The organism is Ruegeria sp. YTSA226 (assembly GCF_059609905.1).
In genome coordinates, this window is record NZ_JBXWMQ010000014.1 from 72,500 (window position 1) to 96,130 (window position 23,631).

The 23,631-nt window shown below is 56.8% G+C and carries 23 protein-coding genes and 1 tRNA gene; 15 read left to right on the forward strand and 9 right to left on the reverse strand.

Annotation, left to right across the window (positions count from 1 at the left end):
* Positions 1–165: 165 nt before the first annotated feature.
* The 7 genes from rpsA (at position 166) to AC2FFF_RS15835 (ending at position 6,741) form a co-directional block, all read left to right on the forward strand.
* Positions 166–1,842, forward strand: a complete 1,677-nt coding sequence (rpsA, locus tag AC2FFF_RS15805) for a 30S ribosomal protein S1 (protein WP_142639449.1) — start codon at positions 166–168, stop codon at positions 1,840–1,842.
* A 270-nt stretch (positions 1,843–2,112) separates the two neighbouring features.
* A complete protein-coding gene (gene ihfB / locus AC2FFF_RS15810) occupies positions 2,113–2,397 on the forward strand; it encodes an integration host factor subunit beta (protein WP_037310872.1) in 285 nt (94 codons plus the stop codon).
* Positions 2,398–2,403: 6 nt separating this feature from the next.
* The gene (locus AC2FFF_RS15815) at positions 2,404–2,754 is read left to right on the forward strand and encodes a lipopolysaccharide assembly protein LapA domain-containing protein (protein ID WP_271951622.1); all 351 of its coding nucleotides are present in this window, start codon (positions 2,404–2,406) and stop codon (positions 2,752–2,754) included.
* An 8-nt stretch (positions 2,755–2,762) separates the two neighbouring features.
* Complete coding sequence (locus tag AC2FFF_RS15820) at positions 2,763–3,413, forward strand: phosphoribosylanthranilate isomerase (RefSeq protein ID WP_281973468.1); 651 nt, start codon at positions 2,763–2,765, stop codon at positions 3,411–3,413.
* A gap of 92 nt (positions 3,414–3,505) precedes the next feature.
* Positions 3,506–4,753 carry a tryptophan synthase subunit beta gene (trpB, locus tag AC2FFF_RS15825; protein ID WP_281973469.1) on the forward strand — a complete coding sequence of 416 codons (1,248 nt, stop codon included), beginning with the start codon at positions 3,506–3,508 and terminating at the stop codon, positions 4,751–4,753.
* Between the two features lie 366 nt (positions 4,754–5,119).
* Positions 5,120–5,194, forward strand: a tRNA-Asn gene (locus AC2FFF_RS15830).
* A 401-nt stretch (positions 5,195–5,595) separates the two neighbouring features.
* Positions 5,596–6,741 (forward strand): slipin family protein, encoded by a 1,146-nt coding sequence (locus AC2FFF_RS15835; protein WP_281973470.1) that lies wholly within the window; start codon positions 5,596–5,598, stop codon positions 6,739–6,741.
* Between the two features lie 42 nt (positions 6,742–6,783).
* Here AC2FFF_RS15835 and AC2FFF_RS15840 read toward each other — a convergent pair whose 3' ends face one another.
* The 7 genes from AC2FFF_RS15840 to AC2FFF_RS15870 all read right to left on the reverse strand — a co-directional run bounded on the left by AC2FFF_RS15840 (position 6,784) and on the right by AC2FFF_RS15870 (position 12,802).
* A complete protein-coding gene (locus AC2FFF_RS15840; protein ID WP_281973471.1) occupies positions 6,784–7,158 on the reverse strand; it encodes a DUF2237 family protein in 375 nt (124 codons plus the stop codon).
* A 9-nt stretch (positions 7,159–7,167) separates the two neighbouring features.
* The gene (locus AC2FFF_RS15845) at positions 7,168–8,331 is read right to left on the reverse strand and encodes a serine hydrolase domain-containing protein (protein WP_281973472.1); all 1,164 of its coding nucleotides are present in this window, start codon (positions 8,329–8,331) and stop codon (positions 7,168–7,170) included.
* A gap of 82 nt (positions 8,332–8,413) precedes the next feature.
* On the reverse strand, positions 8,414–9,094 hold the full coding sequence (gene pth / locus AC2FFF_RS15850) for an aminoacyl-tRNA hydrolase (protein WP_281973473.1): 681 nt from the start codon (positions 9,092–9,094) through the stop codon (positions 8,414–8,416).
* Between the two features lie 137 nt (positions 9,095–9,231).
* Entirely contained in the window at positions 9,232–9,885 is a 654-nt protein-coding gene (locus tag AC2FFF_RS15855) for a 50S ribosomal protein L25/general stress protein Ctc (RefSeq protein ID WP_142639464.1), read from the reverse strand.
* Between the two features lie 242 nt (positions 9,886–10,127).
* A complete protein-coding gene (locus tag AC2FFF_RS15860) occupies positions 10,128–11,294 on the reverse strand; it encodes an alpha-hydroxy acid oxidase (protein WP_271951599.1) in 1,167 nt (388 codons plus the stop codon).
* Positions 11,295–11,446: 152 nt separating this feature from the next.
* Entirely contained in the window at positions 11,447–12,238 is a 792-nt protein-coding gene (gene trpA / locus AC2FFF_RS15865) for a tryptophan synthase subunit alpha (RefSeq protein WP_271951601.1), read from the reverse strand.
* Between the two features lie 78 nt (positions 12,239–12,316).
* The gene (locus AC2FFF_RS15870; protein ID WP_142639471.1) at positions 12,317–12,802 is read right to left on the reverse strand and encodes an acyloxyacyl hydrolase; all 486 of its coding nucleotides are present in this window, start codon (positions 12,800–12,802) and stop codon (positions 12,317–12,319) included.
* A 194-nt stretch (positions 12,803–12,996) separates the two neighbouring features.
* Between AC2FFF_RS15870 and ychF the strand changes: the two genes are divergently transcribed.
* Positions 12,997–14,094, forward strand: coding sequence for a redox-regulated ATPase YchF (gene ychF / locus AC2FFF_RS15875; protein ID WP_281973475.1), 1,098 nt, complete (start codon positions 12,997–12,999; stop codon positions 14,092–14,094).
* Positions 14,095–14,105: 11 nt separating this feature from the next.
* The gene (locus tag AC2FFF_RS15880) at positions 14,106–14,609 is read left to right on the forward strand and encodes a GNAT family N-acetyltransferase (protein WP_345741814.1); all 504 of its coding nucleotides are present in this window, start codon (positions 14,106–14,108) and stop codon (positions 14,607–14,609) included.
* Positions 14,610–14,671: 62 nt separating this feature from the next.
* Here the strand turns inward: AC2FFF_RS15880 and AC2FFF_RS15885 are convergent, their stop codons facing one another.
* Positions 14,672–16,297, reverse strand: coding sequence for a GMC family oxidoreductase (locus AC2FFF_RS15885; protein ID WP_281973477.1), 1,626 nt, complete (start codon positions 16,295–16,297; stop codon positions 14,672–14,674).
* A gap of 103 nt (positions 16,298–16,400) precedes the next feature.
* Between AC2FFF_RS15885 and AC2FFF_RS15890 the strand changes: the two genes are divergently transcribed.
* On the forward strand, positions 16,401–17,279 hold the full coding sequence (locus AC2FFF_RS15890) for a LysR substrate-binding domain-containing protein (protein ID WP_142639477.1): 879 nt from the start codon (positions 16,401–16,403) through the stop codon (positions 17,277–17,279).
* Between the two features lie 4 nt (positions 17,280–17,283).
* On the opposite strand, the gene AC2FFF_RS15895 is transcribed toward AC2FFF_RS15890, so the two are convergent.
* Positions 17,284–17,853, reverse strand: a complete 570-nt coding sequence (locus AC2FFF_RS15895) for a helix-turn-helix domain-containing protein (RefSeq protein ID WP_185956736.1) — start codon at positions 17,851–17,853, stop codon at positions 17,284–17,286.
* 180 nt (positions 17,854–18,033) lie between these two features.
* Between AC2FFF_RS15895 and glyA the strand changes: the two genes are divergently transcribed.
* The 5 genes from glyA to AC2FFF_RS15920 all read left to right on the forward strand — a co-directional run bounded on the left by glyA (position 18,034) and on the right by AC2FFF_RS15920 (position 23,538).
* On the forward strand, positions 18,034–19,287 hold the full coding sequence (glyA, locus tag AC2FFF_RS15900; RefSeq protein WP_496751006.1) for a serine hydroxymethyltransferase: 1,254 nt from the start codon (positions 18,034–18,036) through the stop codon (positions 19,285–19,287).
* A 9-nt stretch (positions 19,288–19,296) separates the two neighbouring features.
* Positions 19,297–20,679 (forward strand): dihydrolipoyl dehydrogenase, encoded by a 1,383-nt coding sequence (lpdA, locus tag AC2FFF_RS15905; protein WP_496751008.1) that lies wholly within the window; start codon positions 19,297–19,299, stop codon positions 20,677–20,679.
* Between the two features lie 14 nt (positions 20,680–20,693).
* Positions 20,694–21,638: a lipoyl synthase gene (gene lipA, locus AC2FFF_RS15910; RefSeq protein WP_281995889.1), complete on the forward strand. Its 945-nt coding sequence runs from the start codon at positions 20,694–20,696 to the stop codon at positions 21,636–21,638.
* A 25-nt stretch (positions 21,639–21,663) separates the two neighbouring features.
* Positions 21,664–23,037 carry an alanine/glycine:cation symporter family protein gene (locus AC2FFF_RS15915; RefSeq protein WP_282022286.1) on the forward strand — a complete coding sequence of 458 codons (1,374 nt, stop codon included), beginning with the start codon at positions 21,664–21,666 and terminating at the stop codon, positions 23,035–23,037.
* 78 nt (positions 23,038–23,115) lie between these two features.
* On the forward strand, positions 23,116–23,538 hold the full coding sequence (locus tag AC2FFF_RS15920; protein ID WP_496698765.1) for a universal stress protein: 423 nt from the start codon (positions 23,116–23,118) through the stop codon (positions 23,536–23,538).
* Positions 23,539–23,631: the final 93 nt, after the last annotated feature.

Genomic DNA, 23,631 nt, shown 5'->3' on the forward strand with positions numbered 1-23,631 from the left:
CGTCGACAAGGCGATTTGAGCCATAAAACAATGAGACGAGCAGGGTCGGACCAACCGGCCCTCTTTGTTTTGCGGTATATGTCAGATCGTCTGACCAATCCACTAAGACCGGCGGAGACAACCGCTCGGCCAGCAAAAACGTTATGTAAAGGAAAACACTGCCAGATGGCTGATACAACCATGGAGGAATTCGAAGCCCTCCTTAATGAAAGCTTCGAAATGGACACGCCCGAAGAGGGTTCTGTTGTCAAAGGTAAGGTTCTGGCGATCGAAGCCGGCCAAGCCATCATCGACGTCGGCTACAAAATGGAAGGCCGCGTTGATCTGAAAGAATTCGCAAATCCTGGCGAAGCCCCTGAAATCACTGTTGGTGACGAGGTTGAAGTTTACCTGCGCGCCGCAGAAAACGCCCGTGGCGAAGCTGTCATCTCACGTGAGATGGCCCGCCGTGAAGAGGCATGGGACCGTCTGGAAAAAGCATATGCCGACGACCAGCGCGTCGAAGGTGCAATCTTTGGTCGTGTCAAAGGTGGCTTCACCGTCGATCTGGGTGGTGCAGTTGCGTTCCTGCCCGGCTCGCAGGTTGACGTGCGCCCCGTACGCGACGCTGGCCCTCTGATGGGTCTGAAGCAGCCGTTCCAGATTCTGAAAATGGACCGTCGCCGTGGCAACATCGTTGTTTCGCGCCGCGCAATCCTGGAAGAATCGCGTGCCGAACAGCGCGCCGAGGTTATCGGCAACCTGACCGAAGGTCAGACCGTCGAAGGCGTCGTCAAGAACATCACCGAATACGGTGCGTTTGTTGACCTGGGCGGCGTTGACGGCCTGCTGCACGTCACCGACATGGCATGGCGCCGTGTGAACCACCCGTCCGAGATCCTGACGATCGGCGAGACCATCAACGTTCAGGTCATCAAGATCAACAAAGAGACCCACCGCATCAGCCTGGGAATGAAGCAGCTGCAGGAAGATCCGTGGGATCTGGTTGCAGCCAAGTATCCGCTGAGCTCGGTTCATCAGGGTCGTGTCACCAACATCACCGACTACGGCGCGTTCGTCGAGCTGGAAGCCGGTGTCGAAGGTCTGGTGCACGTGTCCGAGATGTCCTGGACCAAGAAAAACGTCCACCCCGGCAAGATCGTTTCGACCAGCCAGGAAGTCGACGTCATGGTTCTGGAAATCGATGGCGCCAAGCGTCGCGTGTCTCTGGGCCTGAAGCAGACTCAGCGCAACCCGTGGGAAGTGTTTGCAGAAACACACCCCGAGGGCACCGAAGTCGAAGGCGAAGTCAAGAACATCACCGAATTCGGTCTGTTCATTGGCCTCGAAGGCGACATCGACGGCATGGTTCACCTCAGCGATCTGTCCTGGGACGAGCGTGGCGAGGATGCCATCCAGAACTACCACAAGAACGACGTGGTACAGGCCGTTGTGTCTGAAGTGGATGTCGAGAAAGAGCGTATCTCGCTGTCGATCAAAGCCCTGGGCGGTGACAAGTTTGCCGAAGCCGTGGGCGGCGTGAAGCGTGGCTCGATCATCACCGTTGAGGTCACCGCGATCGAAGATGGCGGCATCGAGGTCGAGTACGAAGGTATGAAGTCGTTCATTCGTCGTTCCGACCTGAGCCGTGACCGTGCCGAACAGCGCCCAGAGCGTTTCTCGGTCGGTAACAAGGTCGACGTCCGCGTCACCAATGTCGACAGCAAGACCCGTCGTCTGGGTCTGTCGATCAAGGCACGTGAGATCGCCGAAGAGAAAGAGGCCGTGGAACAGTACGGTTCTTCCGACTCGGGCGCATCGCTGGGCGATATCCTGGGTGCAGCGCTGAAGTCGGGCGACTAAGTCCGAGCCTCAGTCAAGCCGAATTTACGGCCCCGTGTGAAAGCGCGGGGCCGTTTTTGTTGCGAATCAACATGTTCGCATTTTCAGGCTAATTGGGTCTTAGGTTCATACATTTGTCAGGCAAATTACATGAACTGGCAAAAAATCGCGTTACTTAACTGTAATTTTCAACCTTTGCCCGCAGAGTTTACGTTCCCCCGAACCCAGTTTTTTCCTATACTGTTCAGAATAATAGGCATGGTTAACCGGTCGCCTGGGAGGGTAACGCACATGATCCGTTCAGAACTGATTCAGAAAATCGCCGACGAGAACCCGCATCTTTATCAGCGTGACGTCGAGCGAATCGTGAATACCGTGTTCGAAGAAGTAACGGATGCGATGGCGCGAGGAGATCGGGTTGAACTGAGAGGCTTCGGGGCGTTTTCAGTGAAACAGCGCGATGCCCGTGTGGGTCGTAACCCGCGCACCGGCGAAACTGTGCAGGTCGAAGAAAAATGTGTTCCGTTTTTCAAAACTGGCAAGTTGCTAAGGGACCGGTTGAACGGTAAAGCCTAGGCCATGATGCGCTACCTTCGATATGCTTTTCTCGCGGTCCTCGGGATCGTCTTGATTTCAGTCTCTCTGGCCAACCGCGAAGCGGTTGAGCTGACGCTTATTCCCTCGGCTATAGCCGATTTGCTTGGCTTCAATTTCAGCGCCTCGTTGCCGCTGTTCGTGGTGGTTCTGGGTGGCATCGTCGCTGGCCTGGTCATTGGCTTTCTTTGGGAATGGCTGCGCGAGCACAAGCACCGCCGCGATGCTACCGCCAGCAAAGGTGAAGTGCGCAAGCTTGAGCGTGAGGTCAAGAAGCTCAAGAAAGCGCAGAACGAAGGACAGGACGAAGTTCTCGCCCTGTTGGATGAGGCCAGCTGAGGCCCGGAATGTCGGATGTATCGGTTAAAATCTGCGGCCTGACTGCACCAGATCACGTGCGCGCAGCAGCTGATGCGGGTGCACGGTATCTTGGTTTCAACTTCTTTCCGAAATCGCCTCGATATGTTTCGCCTCAACAGGCAGCAGCTTTGTTCGAGCATGTCCCCGTTGGGGTTGCAAAGGTCGCCTTGGTTGTGAACGCCACGGATGAGTTGTTGGACAGTATCACCGCAGTCGCCCCTTTTGACATGTTGCAGCTGCATGGCTCAGAATCTGTCGAGCGGGTGCAGGAAATCAAGGCGCGCTATGGGTTGCCTGTTATCAAGGTGGTTGGTGTTGCAGATGCCGAAGACCTGGCCGCCATTGATACTTATTGCGATGTTGCCGATCAGTTGCTGATAGATGCCAAGGCGCCAAGGAGCTCGGTTCTGCCGGGTGGAAACGGGCTGGCGTTTGACTGGCGTTTACTGGCTGGGCGCAAATACTGGCGCAAGCCCTGGATGCTGGCCGGTGGGTTGAACCCCGGAAATGTGGCCGAGGCCATCCGTATGACGGGCGCGCGTCAGGTCGATGTCGCCTCAGGCGTGGAAAGTGCACCGGGCATCAAGGATGCCGCGATGGTTCGTGCGTTTGTAGACGCTGCAATTCGGGCCGGCTGAGGTATCACATCTAAGGATTCCCATGTGCGTTTTGCCATGGCAAATCCCGCCGCTACCTCCTATGAACAACGGGTACGACGATGGAGACACCCATGGCCAACGATCTTTTCAATTCCTTCATGTCCGGCCCAGACGAGCAGGGCCGTTTCGGCATTTTCGGCGGGCGTTTTGTCAGCGAAACGCTGATGCCGCTGATCCTGGCGCTGGAAGAGGAATATGAAAAGGCCAAGGACGATGCCACATTTTGGGCCGAGATGGACGATCTGTGGGCCAACTATGTGGGACGCCCCTCGCCATTATATTATGCCGAGCGCCTGACCGAGCATCTGGGTGGCGCCAAAATCTATCTGAAGCGCGATGAGCTGAACCACACCGGCGCGCACAAGATCAATAACGTATTGGGCCAGATCATTCTGGCGCGGCGCATGGGCAAGACCCGGATCATTGCCGAGACCGGCGCCGGACAGCATGGCGTGGCCACAGCCACCGTTTGCGCCAAGTTCGGTTTGAAATGCGTGGTCTATATGGGCGCGCATGATGTGCAGCGACAGGCCCCGAACGTGTTCCGCATGCGCCTGCTGGGGGCCGAAGTGATCCCTGTGACGTCAGGTCGTGGCACATTGAAAGACGCGATGAACGATGCGTTACGTGACTGGGTGACCAACGTGCGCGATACGTTTTATTGCATCGGTACAGTTGCTGGCCCGCACCCGTATCCGGCGATGGTGCGCGACTTTCAGTCGATCATCGGCAAGGAAGCAAAGGAACAGATGCACAAGGCTGAGGGCCGTTTACCCGACACGCTCATCGCCGCCATCGGTGGTGGATCGAACGCAATGGGTCTGTTCTATCCGTTCCTGGATGATAAATCCGTCAACATCATCGGAGTCGAAGCCGGTGGTAAGGGCGTGAACGACAAGATGGAACATTGCGCCTCGCTGACCGGCGGCCGCCCCGGTGTTCTGCATGGCAACCGCACCTATCTGCTGCAGGATGATGACGGGCAAATCCTCGAAGGATACTCGATCTCGGCTGGTTTGGATTACCCGGGCATTGGCCCTGAACATTCATGGCTTAATGATATCGGCCGCGCGCAATATGTGTCGATCACCGACAAAGAGGCGCTTGAGGCGTTCCAGCTCTGCTGTGCAACCGAAGGCATCATCCCGGCGCTTGAACCTAGCCATGCGCTGGCTCATGTGATGAAGATCGCACCGGATCTGCCCAAGGATCACCTGATCTGCATGAATATGTGTGGACGTGGTGACAAGGATGTTCAGACTGTGGCGAAATATCTGAACTTCGACATGTCGGATACCGAAGGCCGCAGCGCCGATTGACCAGGCGGTAAAATTTGAAATTTCTGACAAAAGCCGTGTGCCTTTGAACGGTGTGCAGCTTTGGTTTCCAGCCTGCGGCTTTTCGAATGTTGCGCAGCTGGGTAATTTTGTTGCGCACCCGCCACAGGTGCATTTCCACCTCTCAGAATATCATTGAGCGAATCCTGCCCCTTCGCCTAAACCCGCCGTTACCGGTCAAAACGGGCCGGACCCTAGCGAGCAGAGGTGATCACTCTCTCGGTGCGGACGGCGCTGCCGAAACCGTATGCCAGGGCCGAAACCGGGGATTGGTACATGCTTTGTAGCTCAGGTGGAAGAGCGGCAGATGGCAAGTCTGTGAGCGAAGGTTCGACTCCTTCCAAAGCTCCAAATGTAGCTCATTTTGGTTAGAGCAATCGACTGTTAATCGATGTGTAGCGGGTTCGAGTCCCGCCATTTGAACAAACGCTGTTAGGTCAGCACCGGCCTTCAACGCCGGTCCGTGAAAACGGTCCAAATCATTAAGGTCCGGGTGTTCCCCAGCAGGGGTGGCACCGCGCTACGTCAGGCTTTGGCCGGGCGGGGCAGGGGTCTTCGCTGCTCTGGTCTTGGGCCGGAGGGCAGATGACGGTGTCGCCGGATTGGCGCCCCGCTTGATCCCTTGGGAACAGGCGGCGCATTGGTCCCGCGCCCCTCTCTCTGACCCTCTCGCAAAAGGGCACGGCGCGGGGGATGCCCGGTCTTTCACAGCCTTTATCCGAAGGCTTCACACCTGTCACCCAATCGGGGTGCAACCCACTGAAAACATGAAAAGGAGTTCGCTTTTGCGACGACGATAGAGCGAGACGAAAAGGAGAAATGAAATGACACTATTCCAAGATCTGATCGACCGGCTGACCGGTCATCAACGGCTGACCCTGACCGAGACCCGGCGGATGCTGGTTTTGCGCAAGGGGGTAATTGACACCATCCTCGGCCCCGGGAAACACCGGCTGCCACGCAGGGATGTGCTGACCGAGCTGCACGATCTGGAGGCTCTCTTTTTCGTGTCGCCCTATGAGCGGGCGCTGATGCAGAACCGGCCCGAACTGGCCGAGGCGCACCTGACCGAGTTTCGGGCAGGGCCCGACGAGGTTCTGGTTCTGCTTCGGGATGGCGTGCCCGCTCGAGTGCTGATTCCCGAAGTACGGGCGCTAGTTTGGAAGGATGCCGGCCCCTGGGCCGTTGAGCAACACGCGCTGACCGAGTCCATGGTTGTGCACAAAGCGGTCGCGCAGCGGCTGGTTCGGGTGGGGCTGCAGATGCACCTGACGCGGGTCGAGATTGCCGAAGGGCATGTCGGTTTGCTGACCGTGGATGGCGTACTGGTGGATCGGCTGAACCCCGGCGCCCATGCCTTCTGGAAGGTGGGCCGGAACGTCGAGGTCAAGCAGATCGACCTACGGCAACGAACCCATGAGGTAACGGGTCAAGAGATACTGACCAAGGATCGGGTGACCATCCGGGTCAACCTCAGCGCCGATTACCGGGTCGACGATCCGGTCAAGGCGATGGGGGCGGTGAAGGATTTTGATCAGGCCCTGCACCGGGCCCTGCAACTGGCGTTCCGGAAGACCCTTGGGTCGATGACGCTTGACCGGCTACTTGCCGAGAAGGCGGGCGTTGACACCGAGGCTGCGGATCGGGTGCGGACACAAATGGCCGGGATCGGCATCGAAGTGGGTGAGATCGCGTTGAAAGACGTCATCCTGCCCGGCGAGATGCGCGAAATCCTGACCGCCGTAGTCGCTGCCGAGAAACAGGCCGAGGCCAACGTCATCCGGCGGAGGGAAGAAACCAACGCCACGCGGTCTTTGCTGAACACCGCGAAAGTGATGGCGGAAAACCCGGTGATGCTGCGACTGAAAGAGCTGGAAGCGCTGGAAACCATCGCCGGCAAGGTCGAGCGGCTGACGGTTCATAACGGAACCGAGGGTCTGATGTCTGACCTTGTGAAATTGCGGGATTGATCCCGAATAAGGGCCGGTCCGGGTGATCCCGGGCCGGTCTGCCTAGTCCTGAACCGCGTGTTGGTTGAGAATGCGCAGAGGCACGATGTCCAGCGCCCGTAGATGTGTCGCCTCAAGATGAACCTTGGGCGCGCATCCTTCGTCATGGGCTTGCAGGAAGCGACCCGCACATAGACACCAGCTGTCACCGGCACGCAGCCCGGGAAAATTAAACTCGGGGCGCGGCGTGCTGAGGTCATTGCCGACATATTTCGAATAGGCCAGAAACTCGACCGTCATTACCGCGCAAACCGTGTGGCTGCCCTGATCCTCGGGGCAGGTATTGCAGGCGCCATCGCGAAAGAACCCAGTCAGCGGATCGCTGGAGCAAGGGGCGAGCACGCCCCCCAGAACATTTATGCTTTCCTGTTTCTGCATAAGAGCATCTTACAGGCTTTGCGCAATCTTGCGGAACATTTCTATGTTGATCTCATTCACGCCAGGGTCTCGAAACTTGCGATCGGCCCCGGTGGACACGATCAGCACCCCGCGCGGCTGGTCGAAATAGATGTACTGACCATAGACGCCGCGGGCCATGAACTCGCCTTCATGCGCGCCCACGGGAATCCACCACTGATATCCATAGCCGATCTTGCCCGATGCGGTCGGGGCACTGGGCAGAACCGAAGCGGCGATCCATTCAGCCGGTACCAGTTGCCGCCCATCATGAACCCCGTCTTGCAGGATCATCTGACCGAAACGCGCATAGTCGCGGGTGGTGAAATTCAAGCCCCCCAGAACAAAGGCAACTCCGGCCCCGTCAGTCACGTAATAGCCATCCCGCTCCAGCCCAAGCGGCTGTACAATGCGCTCTGTAAGCAGTTCGGCCACGCTGCGACCGGTTGCTCCTCGGACCACCATACCGATAACATGGGTGTCGATTGACACGTATTTCCAGGTTTCTCCGGGTGTTGCGAAACTGTCCTGCAGCGAGGCGGCAAAATCGTCCAGTTCTCGGCCTAAGGCGACCACTCGACCCATCCGGTTGATGTCAGAATTGTAATCCAGATAATCCTCGTTGAAGGTCACACCGCTGGCCATGTTCAGCACGTTGCGGATCGTCGTACCATCATAGGCCGTGCCTTTTAGTTTGGGCACGTATTGCACGACCGGATCGTCCAATGAGGCGATTGCGCCTTCGTCCAGCAATATGCCGAACAATGCAGAAAGATAGCTTTTGGCAACCGACCACGAAATGCGTCGATCGTCTGGTGTGGTGCCCAGATAATATTCCTCAAACCGGATCTGCCCGCCCTGCATCACAAGCAAGGATGTGACCGACCGGTCTTCGATCCATTGATCCGTGCCTGCTGGCAGGTCAAACCCGGGCCCGTAAGGCAATTCCCATGTGGCCCCATCCCCGCGCGGCAAGTTGACGGTTTTGAAAGCTGCATCCATATGCGAGAAATTGTGAACGATCTTTTCGGGGGAAAACAATGAGTTCACCGCCATCAAGCGTTGAATTTCCTCGCGTTTCCAGAACCCGACAACGGCGGCTGCCAGCACAAGCATCAGCGCGATACGCAGCACCCATTTAAACAAAGCTCTCATTTGTCGCCTCCCATGATTGCCGGTATTGGAGCCTGCCCGGGAAAATTCCGCAATCCGGACGTAGGGGCAACGGCAAAGGGCGCTATTTGAACTTGTCCATCAGCTTCTGCATGGCTGACCTGCTGTCCTCGGCGGGTTCGGTAATGGTCTGAGCCGTTGGTTTTGGGTGCTCGGACGGTGACTTGGACGAACGCGGCGGTGCCGTTCGCAGGGCAACGGCGTTCATGAACTTACCGCCATCGCCATTGGCCAGGTGCCTTGCGCCATCTGCAACGCCGCGCAGGACATCTTCCAACCAGTCGCTGTCAGCCTTTGCGAAATCGCCCAAGACATATGGCGAAACCAATTCTTTCCGCCCGGGATGACCGATCCCAAGGCGCACCCGATCATAGGCTGGGCTGATATGTTCGTGGATCGACCGAAGCCCGTTGTGACCGGCATGGCCTCCGCCTGCCTTGACGCGGACCTTACCCGGCGCCAGATCCAATTCATCATGTAGGACAGTGACGTCGGTCGAATCCAACTTGTAAAACCGCATGGCCTCGCCCACCGATTGACCGGACCGGTTCATGAAGGTCTGAGGCTTGATAAGCAAAACCTTTTCTTGACCAAGCCGCCCTTCGGCGATTTCGGCCTGAAATTTGGATTTCCAAGGACCAAAGCCGCAATCCTCGGCGATCCGGTCAACGGCCATAAAGCCAATATTGTGCCGGTTTCGAGCATATTTTGATCCGGGATTTCCCAGGCCGACAAACAGCTTCATCGTCATGTCCTTGTCTCAAGCGCGATATCGCAACTGGTTGATGGCACGGATCGGGGCCGATTTTCCAGCCCAACGGGCAAAAGAAAACGGGACCCCAATGGGGCCCCGTCACAAAAACCGAAACTTTGGGTCCGGCCTTATTCTTCTTCGCTTCCGACGACTTCGACTTCATCGGGTGCGACATCACCCTCTTCGCCCTCTTCGTCATCGCTTGTGGCCAGGCCGGTTGGGGCCGAGATGTTGGCGATCACAAAGTCACGGTCGATGGTCGGCTTGGTGCCAGCAGGCAGATCGACCGACGAGATGGTGACAACGTCGTTGATGTTCAGACCGGTCAGATCAACGGTGATCTTCTCAGGAATCTCACCAGCGGTACACATCAGCTCGACCTCAGGACGGACAACGGTCAGAACGCCGCCTTTCTTGATGCCGGGGGCCTCTTCCTCGTTGATGAAATCAACCGGAATAAACAGTGCGATCTTGGTGGTCCGACGCAGGCGCATCAGGTCCAGGTGGGTCGGCAGGTCTTTGACAACGTCACGCTGAACGTCGCGGCAGATGACGCGAACGTCTTCCTGGCCTTCAACCTTCAGGTTCCACAATGTCGACTTGAACCGGCCCGCCTTCAGGCGCTTGAACAGTTCGTTGAACGGGATCTGGATCGGCAGCGGCTCTTTGTCGCCACCAAAAACAATGCCCGGAACCATGCCGTCGCGGCGTGCCTGACGAGCGGCGCCCTTGCCTGTCCCCGTCCGTTCCAGAGCTACGAGATCAGGAATCTCTCCAGCCATGATATTTCTCCAATGTTAGGGCGGGTATCCTCCAAGGCTGTATACCCGCGTGAAGCCGCGTCCTTAGCTTGATTCATTGAGTTTGGAAAGGGGTTTTTGCAGCTCGTCTATTTTGCAAGGCTCTGTCTCGCACTCCGATGTATTTTCGGCCAGATGGAGCAGGGAATCCTTTCTTCAACTGGCTCTAAATATATCGGGCGAGGCGGCCAAAGGGCGACTGGGGTAGAGCCCCATGCGCGCGATCAATCTGTCCAGCTCCCTCCGAAGTCTTTCGGGACAAGCAAATTGTGCCGGCCCAGATCGCTCACATTGCGTTCACCGCAAAGCGCCATGGTCGTATCAAGTTCTTTCTGAATGATCTCAAGTGCCGTGGTCACGCCTTTCTGGCCCATTGCGCCAAGACCGTAAACAAAGGCGCGCCCGATAAAGGTGCCCTTCGCGCCAAGTGCCAGTGCTTTCAGAACGTCCTGGCCAGACCGAATGCCACTGTCCAGATGCACTTCGATGTCGTTTCCGACAGCGTCCATAATCTCGGGCAGGACACGAATGGAACTGAGCGCCCCGTCCAACTGGCGTCCGCCGTGGTTTGAAACCACGATGGCATCGGCGCCCAGCTTGGCGGCCATCTTGGCATCCTCGGAATCCAGGATACCCTTGAGGATCACCTTGCCGCCCCATTGGTCCATCAGCTTTTCAACTTTGCCCCAATCCAGGCTGGGGTCGAATTGTTCCGCCGTCCATGTGCCCAGCGATCTTGTATCAGTGATATTATCAACATGGCCAACAATATTGCCGAAGTTCCGCCGTTTGGCGCCTAACATTTCGATGCCCCAGGCCCATTTTGTCATCAGATTGGCGATGGTCTTGGGCGTCAGCTTTGGCGGCGCGGACAGACCATTCTTTAGGTCCTTGTGGCGCTGCCCGAGTATTTGCAAGTCCAGGGTGATCACAAGGGCCGAACATTTTGCATCCTTGGCGCGTTGGATCAGTCGAGAGACATAGTCCTGGTCCTTCATGGTGTAGAGTTGGAACCAGAAGGGCGCAGTGGTGTTCTCGGCCACCTCCTCGATAGAATTGATTGACATCGTGGACAGGGTAAAGGGGACGCCAAAAGCCTCGGCTGCTTTGGCGGCTTTGATCTCACCATCCGCGTGCTGCATGCCGGTCAGACCAACGGGGGCAAGGGCAACAGGCATGGTAACATCCTGTCCGATCATCTGCGACGCCGTCGTGCGCCCGGTCATATCAACCGCTACTCGCTGGCGCAGGCGGATATCTTCGAAATCCGAGCTGTTGTCGCGAAAGGTCTGCTCGGTCCAGCTGCCGCTTTCGGCATAGTCAAAGAACATGCGCGGGACGCGTCGTTCATAGATGTGTTTGAGGTCTTGGATATTGGTGATGACGGGCATGAGATGCGGCTTTCGAAAGATTGGTCCTTTTTCTTTACCAATTTTTCGAAAGCCTCGCAACGCCACGTTTCTGTGCGCAACGTTAGGTGCAATAGAAAAACCGCAGCCGGGTTGCGCCGACTGCGGTCAAGATTGCGAAACCGGTCGTTGGATCAGGCCGAATGTGCCCCATCTGCCAGCGATTTGACAAAATCCAGAACTTCACCAACCGACTTCCCGGCGGCGATCTGGCTGACAATGGCCGAGCCGACCACTGCGCCATCGGCAACAGTTGCGATTGCCCGCGATTTTTCCGGGGTATTGATTCCAAAGCCCACGATCACTGGCAAATCCGTGGCGGATTTGATCCGAGAGACCTCGGGGCCTACATTCGTGGCCTGGGCTTCGGCTGCGCCTGTGATCCCCGTGATCGAGACGTAATACACAAATCCCGAAGTGTTCTGAAGAACGCGCGGAAGCCGTTTGTCATCCGTTGTCGGCGTGGCGAGGCGGATAAAATTCAATCCAGCCGCCTGTGCAGGCAGACAAAGTTCGTCATCTTCTTCGGGGGGCAGGTCAACGACGATCAGGCCGTCGATGCCAGCCTCAGTAGCGTCCGCCAGAAACCTTTCCACACCGCGGCTGTAGATGGGATTGTAATACCCCATTAGCACAATAGGCGTTGTATCATCCGATTCCCGAAAAGCACGTGCAAGATCCAGTGTGCGTTGCAGGGTCATCCCGCCCTCTAGGGCGCGTTGTCCTGCTGCCTGGATGGTCGGACCATCCGCCATCGGGTCGGTGAACGGCAGCCCAAGTTCGATCACGTCGACACCGGCACCGGGCAAGCCCCTGACGATCTCAAGCGAGGTGTCGAAATCGGGGTCACCGGCCATGATGTAGGATACGAAGGCCTTTTTGCCCTCGACCTTGAGGGCGGCGAACTTGGCGTCGATACGGGTCATCTGCGGTCCTTGCATACGGATTTGAACCTGATGTGCAGAAACTTTGCCCGGAAATCAATCCCGCTGGGCCAGATTGCTTCAGAACCCGTAGTGATAACGCATGAACACTGAGTTGACGCCGGGATTGAAACTGTCCGTGCTCGCGTTCGAATTATGGGTGATGGCCAGCGAGAGCTTGTTTCCGTTTTCCAGGGCATATCCAATTCCGAAAAGGCTGCGGATCTGGAAATTTCCGCCGAGATCATTGTCATCATTTGAGGCGTTGTAGTAGCCAGGCATCACGCTGGCCTCTGCGAACCACCGATCAGAGATCGTATAGAGACCGACCAAACCGGCGCCAATATGCGTGTCGGCATCTGCATCCACCGTCAGAGCCACACCCCAGCCAGCACTGAGGCGCGTGGCTTCGTGAAACGGGCTGTGCTGGTATTCCAGTGACACGACCGCCTGATCATTGCTGCTGGTGTGGGTGAAATCCGCATATCCTGCTCCCAATACGATGGACTGCCCGTGTGCCATGGTCGTGGTGGCCAGCAAAGTACTCATTAAGAAAAGTGTTTTCATCTCGGTACTTCTTGGTTTTCTCAACTCCCTGTCAGTTGGTGACGTGGCAGTGGCAGAATCAAGTATTCGAAGTACACGTTTGATTAACAGATAAGTGATGTTGCAACTGGGACTCGACCTGTTGCCGCCGTCCGGGTTGCGCATTTGCCCGGACGTGAATAGAAGACGCCGTCGTATCGCTTCAGGAGGCCGAGATGGGCTTTAAAATGGGAATCGTGGGTTTGCCGAATGTGGGCAAGTCGACTCTCTTCAATGCGCTGACCAAGACAGCGGCTGCTCAGGCGGCGAATTTCCCGTTCTGCACCATTGAACCCAATGTGGGTGATGTGGCGGTGCCCGATGACCGGCTGGACAAGCTGGCGGCGATTGCAAGTTCAAAGCAGATCATCCCGACGCGAATGACGTTTGTGGATATCGCGGGCCTGGTAAAGGGCGCGTCAAAGGGCGAGGGGTTGGGCAACCAGTTTCTGGCCAACATCCGTGAGACTGACGCCATCGCTCATGTGTTGCGCTGCTTCGAAGATGATGATGTGACCCATGTCGATGGCCGCGTCGATCCCGTGGCGGATGCCGATACGATTGAGACCGAACTGATGCTGGCCGATCTGGAAAGCATCGAAAAGCGCCGTGCCAATCTGGTGCGCAAGCTGAAGGGCAACGACAAAGAGGCACAGCAACAGGAACGTTTGCTTGCCGAAGCGCAGGCCATGCTGGAAGACGGCAAACCCGCGCGTCTGGTCGAAGTTAGCGACGAAGACGACAAGGCGTGGAAAATGCTGCAACTGCTAACCACCAAACCGGTTCTCTATGTCTGCAACGTCTCGGAAGAAGAGGCCGCCGAGGGCAATGAATATTCAGCCCGTGTGGCTGAAATGGCCGCAGCGCAAGGCAACTCGCACGTCATTATCAGTGCCAAGATCGAAGAAGAGATTAGCCTGCTGGAAGAGGACGAAGCGCAGATGTTCCTCGAGGAAATGGGGCTGGAAGAGCCCGGTCTCGACCGTCTGATCCGCGCAGGCTACGACCTGCTGAAGCTGGAAACCTATTTCACCGTCGGCCCGAAAGAAGCCCGTGCCTGGACCATCCGCACCGGCACCGCCGCGCCGCAGGCTGCTGGCGTCATCCATGGCGATTTCGAAAAGGGTTTCATCCGTGCTGAAACGATCGCCTATGACGACTATGTTTCGGCAAACGGAGAGCAAGGCGCCAAAGAGGCAGGCAAGATGCGCGCCGAAGGCAAGGGCTATGTCGTCAAGGATGGCGATGTGATGCACTTCTTGTTTAATACCTAAGCGCCTTGGCATTGCGAACTGCAGAAAAGTCAGATGCGTCCAGTATCGCTGCCATCTCGATTGAAGTATGGATCGGAACCTACCTCAAACATGGTGTCAGTGGGATTTTTGCAGATTTCGCCTTGTCGGAATTCACAACAAGCAAAGTATTAGAACAGTTTCAAAACCCGGATGAATTCATTCTGGTGTCCGACAATAATCAGGGGATTGACGGGTTCATCCGTGTTTCCCCTGCACGCATCGCCCCTGTTTCCGGGTGGTGGGGCATGGAGATATCGACATTCTACGTCCAGCCGCGCCATCACGGAAAAGGTATCGGAAGGCGTCTTTTGGCAGCCGCGCTGGAACATTGCCGGGATCAGGGGGCAGATGTGGTCTGGCTGATGACCAATGCTGAAAACACCTCGGCCATCAAGTTCTATCTGGCCAAGGGTTTTGAGTTCATTGGAGAGACCCACTTTCAGATCGACGATCAGAAGTATTTGAACAACGTCTATGCGTTGCACTTTTCCTGATCAGGGAATGAGGCCCCTTTCCAGACCAAATATTCTGTAAGACGGTCTTCTTTCCCTCTGCTTCAAGCGCTCATCTGCTTTGCGGCATCTTCCAGAATGAGGTCCGCACCGCGTGCGGCCAGCATCATCACCGGGGCGTTGGTGTTGCCTGAGGTGATGCTGGGGAATGAGGATGCGTCGACCACCCGAAGCCCTGCGACCCCATGGACGCGTAGCCGGGAATCCAGCACTGAATCCTGTTCCGATGTCCCCATGCGGCATGTGCAGCTTGGATGAAAGATGGTTCCGGCGTTGGCGCGGAAATTTTCCAACAGCTGGTCGTCATTCATCCGCGTAACATCTGGTTCTATCCGGGTCCGCGTAACACTGCGGATCGCCTCAGTCTGCGCCAGCTTCTGTAACACCCGACCCGCTTTGATAGCCATGTCGCAGTCATGGTTTGTGGAGAGAGAGTTCGGTTGGATGGCGGGTGCATCCATGGGATCTGCCGAACGGATGTTGATCTCCCCTCTGCTTGTCGGCCTGCAGGGCTGGGCGCACAGAAGAAAGCCTGCTTCGGTATCAACGCCCGGCTGTCCTTTGGTGTCGGTCTTATAGGACATCGGATTGCAATAGATTTGCATATCAGCAAATTCGGCGGTTTCGTCCGAACGCACAAAGCCGCTGACCTGGTTGACGGGGACGCTGAGTGGCCCGCTGCGGGTCAACAGATAACGAATACCGGACAACATCTGTCCCAACCGATTGCCAAGCGTATTATTCAATGTCGGCTCGGTCGCATGAAAGAAATGGGATATGCCAAGATGATCCTGCAATCCCTGTCCAACCTGCGACAGGTTATGGCGCACTTTGATGCCGTGCCTTTTCAACAGGTTCGCAGGCCCGATCCCCGAAAGCTGCAAGAGCTGTGGCGAGTTTACGGCTCCAGCAGATAGGATAACTTCACGGGTCGCCATGGCCTCGGCCATTTGACCCCCAACGTGATAGCGGACACCGGTGGCTTTGCCCTGATCCAGAATGACGTTCTGCACCAGAGCATTGGATACCAACCGCAGATTGCCGCGTTTCAGGGCAGGGCGCAGGAACGCAGCAGCGGATGACCAGCGGCGGCCGTTTTTGACGGTGCTGCGCAGGTTCATCATCCCTTCGGCGTCCTGACCGTTCAGATTGTCCGAAACATGCCAGCCCATCTGCCGTGAGGCTTCCAGAAAGTGGCGCGAAAACGGGTGCATGCCCTCACTGACATCACTGACCACAAGGGGTCCGTCCGTTGACGAAGGTGTTTGGCCTCTTTCGACATGGGTCTCGATCGCCTCATATGTCTGGCGAACCGTTTCCCAGTTCCAACCCTCTGCGCCTGCCTTGGCCCAGTCATCAAAATCATGCGAGAGGCCTCGCAAATATGCCATGGCGTTGATCGAGCTTGATCCGCCAATAACCCGCCCGCGCGGCCAATAGGCCTGACGGTTGTTCAACCCGGGATCAGCCTGGGCAGAGTAACACCAGTTCACCTTGGGATCGTTGAAGGTTTTGCCGTATCCCAGCGGTACATTGATCCAGAAACGGCGATCGGTTCCACCGGCTTCTATCAGCAACACTTTATGGCTGCCACACGCGCTCAGCTTGTTTGCCAGCACGCAGCCGGCAGATCCGGCGCCCACGATGATATAGTCGAAGGTCTGCGTCATCTCGAACCGTTTTGGGTAATAGGCCCCATGATTTGCACGCAAAGATTGTCAATTCAAACAATGTATATTACCCATTAGGCATAATTTTCATTGAAGGTAAGAAATGGCGAAACTGCCCCATGTCACCTGGTTGCGGGCTTTTGAAGTTGCCGCGCGTCACAACAGTTTCTCTGCGGCAGCAGAAGAGCTGGGGCTGACATCAGCCGCCGTCAGTCAGCAGATACGGTTGTTAGAGAAGCACCTAAACGTATCCCTGTTCGAACGCTTGCCGCGCGGGGTTGCCCTGACCGAAATCGGGCGGGCCTATGCGATGCCGGTTCAAAAGACGTTTTCCGAGTTAAGAGACGCAACCAGCGGCCTTTTCACCAATTCCCGCAGGCGGGTGGTCAAAATACGGGCCTCCATCTCATGTGCGGGGCTGGTAATCGCACCAAGACTGGTTGAGTTTGAAAACCTGCACCCCGACATCAAAGTGGACCTCTCCACCTTCGTCTGGGCGAACCGGTTTGGAGAGGAAGAAAGCGATATTGATATCCGGTTCGGCTATGGTGACTGGGATGACGGGATCGTCTCGCATCTGGGCCATGAATGTGCGGTGCCGGTCTGCCATCCCGATTATGCGGCATCTTTTGGCGCAGATCTGAGCATTCAAAATCTGGCCCAGGGCCGGGTCGTCGCAATCAAAGGGTCCGAGAATGACTGGATGAGATTGTCTGATCAATACACGCTCAATTTGGGCGCGCCCTCCAGAACGCTTCGAATGGATTCGTCATTTTTGGCCTTGCAGGCCGTCACGGCGGGGCAGGGCGCGGCCATGGTATTAGAAAGCTTTGCCCATGAGTACATTAAGCAGGGTTTGCTGGTGGCACCTTTTGATTACCGCCTGCCCATTCAACCTTCGCACTATCTGGTTAAGCGCAAAGGCGCTGAAGACCGCATCGAGGTACAGGTTTTCGCAAGTTGGGTGACGTCACTCTATTAGTGGGCTATTCCAGCGATACCCAAAGCACACGGGCATCTTCGGTACTGGTTGAAATACAGCCGTGCCCCATTCCACTGTCATAATAGAGCGAATCCCCGGCTTTCATCGGCAGCGGTCGGTAGTGTTCCGACACAAAAGTCAGCTCTCCGCTGAGGACAAACATGAACTCTTCTCCAGAATGGCGAATCCAGTTTTCAAATTCGGAAATGTCGCGCGCCTTGATTGTCGCGATATAGGGCAGCATTCGTTTGCTGGTCAGCTCTGAACACAGCAATTCATGGATATATGTGGAGGTGTCCTTGATCTCACCGTCGCCCTTGGGCGTATAATCGCGACGGCCTGATATACCCGATTGACCGGACTGTAGAAACAGCTGCGGTGTGCTGAGGTCAAGCGCCTGTGTGAGCCGCCGAACAATATCAAAGCTGGGCTTTGTCTGGTTGTTTTCGATTTTTGACAGGGTTGATCGACCGATCCCGGCAGCACGACCGGCTTCTTCCAAAGTCCAGCCTTTTGCACGGCGCGCGTCGCGGATCGAGCGGCCCAGAGCCATACCCTCGTCCTGTTCGTCCATTCCGGAAACATCCGTTAAGTTCTCTTCTGCCACGTGAAATCCCCCTGTTTTATCGATGCTTGCATAATTTCCAATCAAAATCAAATTCACCATTGTAAGAAAAATGTTGCCTTAAGGATGAAAATTCCACTATAGGAAACAAAGTTTCGCGAATTGGATTCGGAACCTTGGGAGGAGACCATGTTTAAAACGTCGCTGGCTGAGGCCGATCCGGTAATCTCTGCGTCGATTTCCCGTGAGGGTGCCCGTCAGGCGGATCAGATCGAACTGATCGCATCTGAAAACATCGTCTCGCAGGCGGTGATTGATGCGCAGGGGTCTGTGCTGACCAACAAATACGCCGAAGGGTATCCCGGTCGCCGGTATTACGGTGGCTGCGAATATGTCGACGAGGTCGAATCCGAAGCTATCGAGCGGTTGAAGAAACTGTTTGGGTGCGAATACGCAAACGTACAACCTCATTCCGGCGCTCAAGCGAATGGAGCGGTCAAGCTGGCGCTGCTTAGCCCCGGTGACACGATATTGGGAATGTCGCTGGATGCTGGCGGGCACCTGACCCACGGCGCGAAACCCGCGCAATCGGGCAAATGGTTCCGTCCGGTGCAATACGGTCTGAACGATGCCGGGCTGATTGATTATGATCAGGTCGAGGCATTGGCAGAAGCTGAGAAGCCCAAGCTGATCATCGCGGGCGCATCGGCCTATTCGCAGAAAACCGACTTTGCGCGCTTTCGGGCAATCGCTGACAAGGTTGGGGCCTGGCTGCTGGCAGATATGGCGCATATCGCGGGGCTGGTGGCGACTGGGCTGCATCCGTCGCCTGTTGGGCACGCTCATGTGGTGACGTCGACCACTCATAAGACCCTACGTGGACCACGCGGCGGGATCATCCTGACCAATGATGAAACACTGGCCAAGAAGATCAACTCGGCGGTGTTTCCGGGTCTGCAGGGTGGCCCGCTGATGCATGTGATCGCGGGCAAGGCTGTAGCCTTTGGTGAAGCTTTGAAGCCTGAGTTCAAAACCTACATGCAGCGCGTAGTCGACAGCGCGGCGGCTTTGGCGAATGTGATGATGGCGCGAGGCTGTGACATCGTTTCCGGCGGAACTGAGAACCATCTGATGTTGGTCGATCTGCGCCCCATCGGCGTGACTGGCAAAGATGCCGAGGCCGCGCTTGAGCGTGCAGGTTTTACTTGCAACAAAAACAGTGTTCCCGGCGATCCGCAAAAGCCAACGATTACCAGTGGTATTCGTCTGGGCACCGCTGCCGGATGCAGCCGTGGATTTGGCCCCGAAGAGTTTACGACGATCGGTCATCTGATTGGCAACGTGCTGGACGCTTTGGCTCAGTCGTCTGAGGGGGATGCGACCGTCGAAAAAGAAACTCGTGAAAAAGTCCGCGCCCTGTGCGCGAGCCATCCGATCTACTGAGGTTAAATCATGAGCACCTATGACCTGATCGTTATTGGCGGTGGCCCCGGCGGATATGTAGCGGCCATTCGTGCCGCTCAGCTGGGCATGAATGTCGCTTGCGTCGAGGGGCGGGGTGCTCTTGGCGGAACCTGTCTGAATGTGGGGTGCATACCCTCCAAAGCGTTGCTGACCTCCTCGGCCAAATATGCCGAGATCAGCCATCTCTCCTCCCATGGCATTGAGGTCGAGGGGGCCAGCATCGACATCGGCGCGATGATGGGGCGCAAGGACAAGATCGTTGGTGACCTGACCAAAGGGATCGGATTCCTGTTCAAAAAGAACGGTATCGACCTGATCGAAGGTTGGGCCAGTATTCCGGCTGCAGGACAGGTTCAGGTCGGCGACACGATCCATGAGGCAAAGAACATCCTGATCGCCACCGGGTCCGAGCCGACCTCGCTGCCGGGGATCGAGATTGACGAGCAAGATATCCTCAGCTCGACCGGGGCGATTGCGCTGGACACCGTGCCGGATCATCTGGTGGTGATCGGTGCCGGTGTCATCGGATTGGAACTGGGTCAGGTCTGGGCGCGTCTGGGTGCCAAAGTCACGGTGGTTGAATATCTCGACCGTGTTCTGCCCGGCATTGATGGAGAGATCGCCAAGCTGGCACAGCGCGCCCTGTCAAAGCGCGGGCTGAAATTCCAACTGGGCAGGGCGCTGAAATCGGTCGGGAAAACCGACGCGGGCCTGTCCCTGATCGTGGACCGGGTTGGCAAGGACAAGGAAGAAGTGATCGAGGCCGACAAGGTCCTGATCGCCGTAGGCCGTCGCCCTGTGACGCGCGGACTAGGGTTGGACGCGCTTGGCGTTGCCCTGAGCGCGCGCGGCTTCATCGAGGTTGATGGCACATTCCAAACCTCGGTCCCCGGCATCTATGCAATCGGTGACTGTGTGCCCGGACCAATGCTGGCGCATAAGGCCGAAGAAGACGGCGTCGCCTGTGTCGAAATCCTGGCCGGTCAGGCCGGGCATGTGGATTACAACACCGTTCCGGGCGTGGTTTATACCGACCCCGAAGTTGCCTCGGTCGGATTGACCGAAGAAGCGCTTAAAGAAGCGGGGACAGAATATTCCGTGGGCAAGTTCGCCTTCATGGCCAATTCTCGGGCGCGTTCGATCGGTGAAACGGATGGTGCGGTCAAGGTTCTGGCTGGCGATGACGGTCAAATCCTGGGCGCGCATATCTGCGGCGCGCATGGCGGCGATCTGATTGCCGAGCTGGTTCTGGCCATGACGAAAGGCGCAACAGTTGCTGAAGTTGCCGCAACCTGTCATGCGCACCCTGCCATGGGCGAGGCGGTCAAAGAGGCCTGCCTTGACGCCCTGGGCCGTGCGATTCACGCTTAACGAGGATCAGCCAGATGACCATCCAGCTTCGCCCTCGCCACCCGGAAAAAGCCAAAAAGGCCGACAGCGTCATCCCGCGCAAACCGAAATGGATTCGGAAGAAACGGGTTGAAAGCGCAGAGTATTACGAAACCCGCCGCCTGATGCGTGACCATAATCTGGCTACCGTTTGCGAAGAGGCTGCTTGCCCAAATATCGGCGAATGCTGGTCCAAGCGCCACGCCACCATGATGATCATGGGCGAGGTCTGTACCCGCGGCTGTTCCTTCTGCAACGTTGCCACTGGCCGCCCCGACGCTCTGGACCAGTTCGAACCCGGCCGTGTGGCCGTTGCGGTGAAAAAGCTGGGCCTGCGTCATGTCGTGATCACCTCGGTTGACCGGGATGATCTGGCTGATGGCGGCGCTGAACATATTGCCCAAACCATCCGTGCTGTGCGCCACCAGAATCCCGGCACAACGGTAGAAGTTCTGACCCCCGACTTTCTGGGCAAAGGGGACGCGGCCGATCTGGTATTTGCGGCCGCCCCCGACGTATTCAATCACAATCTCGAAACGGTTCCGCATCTGTATCCCACGGTGCGTCCGGGCGCGCGGTATTACACTTCGCTGCGTCTGTTGGACGATGCCAAGCGCGCCAACCCCGAGATCTTTACCAAATCCGGCCTGATGGTCGGGCTGGGTGAAAGCCTTGGCGATGTGCGGCAAGTGATGGATGACCTGCGCGCCGCGAATGTCGATTTTCTGACAGTGGGGCAATACCTGCAGCCGACCGCAAAACATCACCCGATTGACCGGTTCTGGACACCGGAAGAATTCGCCCAGCTTGAGCAGATCGCACGCTCAAAGGGCTTTCTGCACGTGTCAGCCACGCCGCTGACCCGTTCGTCGTTCCACGCGGACGAAGACTTTGCCGCCCTCAAGCAAGCTCGCCAAAGGGCGATTGCTGCCGGGGCATAATCCAAACGCGCTAGGGAGGAATACCATGGAAGCGTTAAATTCAATCGTAGGGGCCATCAATGGCGTCGTGTGGGGGCCGCTGATGCTGGTCCTCATTCTTGGCGTTGGCTTCTTCCTGCAGGTGGGGCTGAAATTCATGCCGATCCTGCGTATCGGCACGGGCTTTAAGCTGCTGTTTGCCGGTCGAGAAAGTCAGGGCGATGGGCAGATCAGCCCGTTCAACGCACTGATGACGTCGCTGTCGGCGACCATTGGTACGGGTAACATCGCCGGTGTGGCTACTGCTGTCTTCCTGGGCGGTCCGGGCGCTTTGTTCTGGATGTGGATGACCGCCCTGGTGGGCATGGCCACCAAATATGCCGAGGCTGTTCTGGCGGTGAAATACCGTGAGAAGGACGAGCTGGGCAACTTTGTCGGTGGTCCGATGTACTACATCAAGAACGGTCTGGGTGCGAAATGGGCCTGGCTGGGTGTTGCATTTGCCCTGTTCGGCGCAGTTGCAGCCTTTGGTATCGGCAACGGTGTGCAAGCCAATGGTGTTGCACAGGTTCTCGAAGCCAATTTCGGCCTGAATACCTCGGTCACCGGTGTGGTGCTGATGGTTCTGACCGCCGCTGTAATCCTGGGTGGTATCACGCGTATCGGTGCCGTTGCCGGTAAACTGGTTCCGTTCATGGCGATTGCCTATATCATCGCGGGTCTGCTGGTTCTGCTGATCAATATCGGTGAAATCGGCAATGCTGTGTCGTTGGTCTTCACCTACGCCTTCACACCCTCGGCCGCCGAAGGTGGTTTTGCGGGCGCCGCCGTTTGGGCCGCCATCCGCTTTGGTGTGGCGCGCGGTGTCTTCTCGAACGAAGCCGGTCTGGGTTCCGCGCCAATCGCGCACGCAGCAGCAGAAACCAAAGGTCCGGTAAACCAGGGCCTGATCGCGATGCTGGGAACGTTCATCGACACTATCATCGTCTGCTCGATCACCGGTTTGGCAATCATCGCCTCAGGTGCGTGGACCACGGGTGAATCCGGTGCCGCGTTGACTTCGGCCGCCTTCGAAATGTCGTTGCCGGGCATTGGTGGCTATTTGATCGCCATCGCGCTGTCGATCTTTGCCTTTACCACCATCCTCGGTTGGTCGTTCTATGGCGAAAAATGCGTCGAGTTCCTGTTGGGTGTGAAATCTTTGGTGCCGTACCGCGTCTTGTGGATTATTATGATCTACTTCGGCGCAACCGCGGATCTGGGCTTTATCTGGCTGCTTGCAGATACGCTGAACGCCATGATGGCTATCCCGAACCTGATCGCCTTGGCATTGCTGAGCCCAATCGTCTTCAAATTGACGAAAGAGTTCTTTGCCTCCGGTGGTAAGTCCGAAGAGCCGGGCGGCACGCCTGCCGAATAATCCGGGCACTGAAAACCTACGGGGGGCCATTCCGGCCCCCCGACTTGAAACAGAATTCCTATCTCGAGGAGAGGCGTGATGGCCACGAAAATCCTGCTGCCGATTGATCACTCTGACGACCGTTCCTGGAAACAGGCATTGCCGGTCGCATTGGAACAGGCGAAATTCTACGGTGCCGAACTGCACGCGGTCGCCGTCATCCCCGAGATCATCCAGCTGCCGAACCTGCCTGCCAATTATGGCGCGGGTGCCAGAGAACATGTGCGTAACGCGGTTCAGACCATTTTGGACAATTGTGGCGCTGCTGGCGTAGCTGTCCATGTCCAAGAGGGCAGCGTCTATCGCGAAATTCTGAAGTTCGCTCACAAAGAGGGCTTCGACCTGATCGTCATGGCGTCGACCAAGGGCGATTTCCCGAATTATGAAATTGGTCCGAACCTGGCACGCGTGGTGCGCAATGCGCATTGCACCGTCATGGTAGTTCGTGACCAGTCCCGCTGATCGAAAGGTACCTGAAATGACGGATATTAAGCGCACGCCTTTGCATGGTTTGCATGTTGAGTTGGGTGGGAAGTTGGTTGATTTTGCGGGCTG

Coding starts and splice junctions, on each gene's coding strand:
- rpsA (WP_142639449.1), top strand. CDS start 166: ATGGCTGATACAACCATGGAGGAATTCGAAGCCCTCCTTAATGAAAGC.
- ihfB (WP_037310872.1), top strand. CDS start 2,113: ATGATCCGTTCAGAACTGATTCAGAAAATCGCCGACGAGAACCCGCAT.
- AC2FFF_RS15815 (WP_271951622.1), top strand. CDS start 2,404: ATGCGCTACCTTCGATATGCTTTTCTCGCGGTCCTCGGGATCGTCTTG.
- AC2FFF_RS15820 (WP_281973468.1), top strand. CDS start 2,763: ATGTCGGATGTATCGGTTAAAATCTGCGGCCTGACTGCACCAGATCAC.
- trpB (WP_281973469.1), top strand. CDS start 3,506: ATGGCCAACGATCTTTTCAATTCCTTCATGTCCGGCCCAGACGAGCAG.
- AC2FFF_RS15835 (WP_281973470.1), top strand. CDS start 5,596: ATGACACTATTCCAAGATCTGATCGACCGGCTGACCGGTCATCAACGG.
- AC2FFF_RS15840 (WP_281973471.1), bottom strand. CDS start 7,158: ATGCAGAAACAGGAAAGCATAAATGTTCTGGGGGGCGTGCTCGCCCCT.
- AC2FFF_RS15845 (WP_281973472.1), bottom strand. CDS start 8,331: ATGAGAGCTTTGTTTAAATGGGTGCTGCGTATCGCGCTGATGCTTGTG.
- pth (WP_281973473.1), bottom strand. CDS start 9,094: ATGAAGCTGTTTGTCGGCCTGGGAAATCCCGGATCAAAATATGCTCGA.
- AC2FFF_RS15855 (WP_142639464.1), bottom strand. CDS start 9,885: ATGGCTGGAGAGATTCCTGATCTCGTAGCTCTGGAACGGACGGGGACA.
- AC2FFF_RS15860 (WP_271951599.1), bottom strand. CDS start 11,294: ATGCCCGTCATCACCAATATCCAAGACCTCAAACACATCTATGAACGA.
- trpA (WP_271951601.1), bottom strand. CDS start 12,238: ATGACCCGTATCGACGCCAAGTTCGCCGCCCTCAAGGTCGAGGGCAAA.
- AC2FFF_RS15870 (WP_142639471.1), bottom strand. CDS start 12,802: ATGAAAACACTTTTCTTAATGAGTACTTTGCTGGCCACCACGACCATG.
- ychF (WP_281973475.1), top strand. CDS start 12,997: ATGGGCTTTAAAATGGGAATCGTGGGTTTGCCGAATGTGGGCAAGTCG.
- AC2FFF_RS15885 (WP_281973477.1), bottom strand. CDS start 16,297: ATGACGCAGACCTTCGACTATATCATCGTGGGCGCCGGATCTGCCGGC.
- AC2FFF_RS15890 (WP_142639477.1), top strand. CDS start 16,401: ATGGCGAAACTGCCCCATGTCACCTGGTTGCGGGCTTTTGAAGTTGCC.
- AC2FFF_RS15895 (WP_185956736.1), bottom strand. CDS start 17,853: ATGGACGAACAGGACGAGGGTATGGCTCTGGGCCGCTCGATCCGCGAC.
- glyA (WP_496751006.1), top strand. CDS start 18,034: ATGTTTAAAACGTCGCTGGCTGAGGCCGATCCGGTAATCTCTGCGTCG.
- lpdA (WP_496751008.1), top strand. CDS start 19,297: ATGAGCACCTATGACCTGATCGTTATTGGCGGTGGCCCCGGCGGATAT.
- lipA (WP_281995889.1), top strand. CDS start 20,694: ATGACCATCCAGCTTCGCCCTCGCCACCCGGAAAAAGCCAAAAAGGCC.
- AC2FFF_RS15915 (WP_282022286.1), top strand. CDS start 21,664: ATGGAAGCGTTAAATTCAATCGTAGGGGCCATCAATGGCGTCGTGTGG.
- AC2FFF_RS15920 (WP_496698765.1), top strand. CDS start 23,116: ATGGCCACGAAAATCCTGCTGCCGATTGATCACTCTGACGACCGTTCC.